A 3,896-nucleotide genomic window follows, 5' to 3' on the forward strand; every position below is an offset into this window, starting at 1 on the left:
TTTCGTTTTGCTTGATGATCCTGTCGATCTCGGCGTCGGCCTTTGCATCGTACCGCGCAAAAACGTCGGTGCTATAGCGCGTGTTCTGCGCTGCGCCCAGCTGCGAACCGGACTCGTCCCGCGTGTCGGCATCGACCGTCATCGACAGGCCGATACGCAGCGGATGCGCGGCCAGCTCGGCCGGGTCGAGTTCGATGCGCACCGGTAGCCGCTGCACGATCTTGATCCAGTTGCCGGTGGCGTTCTGCGCCGGCAGCGTCGCGAACGCGCTGCCCGTGCCGGCCGAAAAGCCCTCGATACGCCCGTGATAGCGGGCGCGGCGGCCGTAGACGTCCGATGTGAGCGTGACCTTCTGGCCGATTCGCATGTGCTTGAGCTGCACTTCCTTGAAGTTCGCGTCGACCCATACGCCGTCGAGCGGCACGATCGCCATCAGCGGCGTGCCCGGCGCGACGCGCTGGCCGACCTGAACCCGGCGTTGCGCGACGTAGCCGGTCACCGGCGCCGGCAAGGTATCGCGCGCATAGGCGAGCCACGCGGTCCGCACTTTCGCGGCGGCGGCCTGCACGTCTGGATGCTGCTCGACCGTCGTGCGGTCGGTCAGCGCGTGATTGGCTTCGCCCTGCTGGCGCGCAGCGTCGAGCGCGGCCTGCGCGACGCTGACGGCATCGCGGGCGTGCGCGATGTCTTCGGCGGACACGGCGCCCGTGTCCGCCACGGCCTCGCGCCGGCGCAGGTCGTCGCGGGCTCGGGCCAGATCGGCTTCGCGCTGCGCGACGTTCGCCGCGTAGAAGTCGTTGTTCACATACAGGCCGGAGACGCGCCGCACGGTCTGGCCGAGTTGCGCTTCGGCATCGGCGAGCGCGAGCTTTGCATCGGCCGGATCGAGCGTGACGACGGGGTCGCCTTGCTTGACGATCTGCGTGTCGTCGGTGTTGACCGCGATCACTGTGCCCGTGACCTGCGGCGTCAGTTGCACGAGATTGCCGCTGACGTACGCGTCGTCGGTTTCCTGATGATAGCGGCCCTCGGTGTAGTAGTAACCGCCGTAGGCCGCGCCCGCGAGCACGACCGCGGCACCGAGCAGCGCGATCAGGCGCTTGCGGCTCGACGGGGGCGTCGCCTTGTTGTCGCCTTCGGGCGTGGCGGGCGCTTGCGCGCCGCTCTTGTGTTCGGCTTCCTGATCCGCCAGTTCGCGGTCGGTCGTGATCGAATCGCTCATTGCAGTTCTCCTGATAGGTTTCCCGGCGTGCCGTTCAACGTGCGGCAACCGTGGGATTGACTTGACTGGCGGATGCGCGAGCCGCGTCCGCATGATGGTCTGTGCCCGCCGACGTATCGACATAGCCGCCGCCCAACGCCGACGCGAGCTCGATCTGCTGGTCGCGGCGGTTCATCTTCAGATTGGCGATCGCCTCGTCGGCGTTCAGTGCGGTGACGTCGGCATTGAGCACGGTCAACTGGTTGGTCAGGCCAGCCTTGTATTGCGTGGTCGCGAGGCGATCGGCATCGCTCGCGGCCTGCTGCGCGGCCAGCGCATCGCCGAGCTGCGCGTCGCTCGCGCGAATCTGCGCGAGCTGCGTGGCCACGCCGCTCAGCGCGCCGATCAGCGTCTGGTTGTAGGTCGCCACCGCATAGTCGAACTCGGCGTAGCGGCCCTTCAACTGCGCGCGCAACTCGCCCGCATCGAAGATCGGCAAGTGGACCGCCGGGCCCACCGACGCGGTGCGGCTCGCGGCGCTCAGGAAGCGGCCGAAGCCGAACGCGTCGAGACCGATCGCGGCGCTCAGGTTGATGTCGGGATAGAACTCGGCCTTCGCTTCTTTCACTTCGTGCGTGATCGCGTCGACGCGCCAGCGCGCCGCGACGATGTCGGGCCGCCGGCTCAGCAGATCGGCCGGCAGGTTGTCAGGCAGACGCACGTCGTCGCCGACGCCGAGCGTCGGCCGCGTGATCGCGAGTCCGCGGTCGGGACCCTTGCCAAGCAGCGCCGCCAGTTGATACCGGGTGGTCAGGATGCTGCCGTCGAGCGCGCTGACACGGGCACGGCTCGTCGACAGATTCGCCTCGGCCGTCTTGCGCTCCACTTCGGTGTCGAGACCGTTTGCGATGCGGCCGGAGGTAATGCGGTCGATCTGCTCGCGCCGCGCGACTTCCTGTTGCGCGATATCGCGTAACGCGTAGAGCCGCGCCAGCTCGTTGTACGTGCGGGCGATCGAGGTGTCGAGCGTGAGCCTGACGACCTGCTCGTCGGCCTCGGCAGCGGACGCCTCCGACACAGCCGCGCGCAGCGCTTCGCGGTTCTTGCCCCACAGATCGAGATCGTAGGAAGCGCTGAGCAGCCCCTTGTTCTCCGTCTGCCACGAGCCGGCATAGGGCGGCGGGATCAGCGCGCTGCTGCTGAACTGCTGGCGCGTCAGCGAGTACGAAGCGTCGACGCGCGGCAGCGTGCCCGCCTTCGCCGTTTCGCTGTAGGCTTGTGCCTGTTCGACCCGGGCGCGCGCCTGGGCAAGCGTCGGACTGCCTTGCAGCGCCTCGGCGATCAACGCCTTCAGTTGAGCGTCGCCGAACTGGTCGACCCAGTCCGGGGACGGCCAGTTCCCATGCTCCTGCGGCAGGCTCCGGGCCGTTTCCAGCTGTTGTGGCTGATTGATCTGCTTGTCGCTGTGGATGCCCGCATAGTTTGCACATGCTGCCAGCACTGCGAAGGAGATCACCGAAACACCGAGCTTCAGCGTACGGGCGACGGTGTTTGCCCTGGAAGTCTGCGTATTCATTTTCTGACTAATCAGATTAATGGGTCAAAAAAACGCGGCCCACGGCCGCGCCGCTCACTCGCCTGTGAACTTACGAAGCAGGCGGTCCAACTCGGCAAACTCCGCCTTGGTGAATTTGCGCAGGCGGGCGTTCAGCACATGCGGGGCGACTTCCGGAATCCGCGCGGCGGTTTTCTGCCCCTGCGCGGTCAACGTCAGATTGACCACGCGGCGATCTTGCGGGTCGCGCGAACGTTCCAGCAGCCCCTTCGATTCCAGCTTGTCGAGCATCCGCGTCATCAGGCCGGTGTCGATGCCGAGCAGCTTCGACAGCTCGAAAGGCGTGGTGGCCACACCCTGCTTCAGCGAAAGCAGGATACCCATCTGCTGGCCGTTGATGTCGAGGTCCTTGAGCGCCGCGTCCATTTCCGCGACGACGACGTTGCGGGCCTTGACGAGCCTGAAGCCGATACTTTCGGTAAGCATGAAGTTCTTCGTCGTGTAGTGGTCCATCGCGGTGTTCTCCTTGTTGATTTCAACAATATCTGCATCATCAGATAATGTCAAGGAGAGGATTGTGTGTTTCATTTTCCGCCCCAAACCGGGTTGCCCAATCGGGTTCAATGTCCGCCGGCGGCTGCCGCGCCCGCGGCTCCACCCTTGGTCGGTTTCGTCACCCAGATCAGCGGGATGATGACCAAAAAGATCACCGCCGAGATCCAGAAGATGTCGTTCAGGCCCAGCATCGTCGCCTGCGCGTTCAGCGAGGCTTCGTAAAACGCCGTGGCCTTGGGAATGCCCGCGTCCAGCGCCGCCTGCAGGTGCGCGATCGCGCCGGTGAAACCAGGGTTCTCGACGCTGGTTTGCTCGGCAAGTCGCGCATGATGAAGAATCGTACGGTCGTTCCATGCATTGCTCATCAGCGAGGTGCCCACCGCGCCCGCGAAAATCCGCACGAAGTTGGACAGACCCGCCGCCGCCGGAATCTCCTCCGGCTTCAGGCCCGACAGGATGATCGCCGTCAGCGGCGTAAAGAACAACGCGGTCGGGATGCCTTGCAGCAGCGTCGGCAGCACGAGGGTCCACGCGTCTACGCCGGTCGTATAGTTCGAGCGCATGAAAAACACCGCAGCGAATCCG

General features: G+C 65.5%; 3 protein-coding genes and 1 pseudogene. All 4 read right to left on the reverse strand.

All coding sequences use genetic code 11. The features are described from left to right. The coding region (locus AB3X94_RS41305) for an HlyD family efflux transporter periplasmic adaptor subunit (protein ID WP_368614430.1) at window positions 1–1,222 on the reverse strand (1,222 nt) is incomplete at its 3' end. A 34-nt stretch (window positions 1,223–1,256) separates the two neighbouring features. Next, on the reverse strand, window positions 1,257–2,777 hold the full coding sequence (locus tag AB3X94_RS41310) for an efflux transporter outer membrane subunit (protein WP_368614431.1): 1,521 nt from the start codon (window positions 2,775–2,777) through the stop codon (window positions 1,257–1,259). Window positions 2,778–2,831: 54 nt separating this feature from the next. After that, window positions 2,832–3,269 (reverse strand): MarR family winged helix-turn-helix transcriptional regulator, encoded by a 438-nt coding sequence (locus AB3X94_RS41315; RefSeq protein ID WP_176386049.1) that lies wholly within the window; start codon window positions 3,267–3,269, stop codon window positions 2,832–2,834. Window positions 3,270–3,376: 107 nt separating this feature from the next. Continuing rightward, window positions 3,377–3,896 (reverse strand): annotated as a pseudogene (locus tag AB3X94_RS41320) (EmrB/QacA family drug resistance transporter); the annotation flags it as partial.

It is taken from the genome of Paraburkholderia sp. BR10923 (assembly GCF_040948765.1).
GTDB classification, from domain to species: domain Bacteria; phylum Pseudomonadota; class Gammaproteobacteria; order Burkholderiales; family Burkholderiaceae; genus Paraburkholderia; species Paraburkholderia youngii.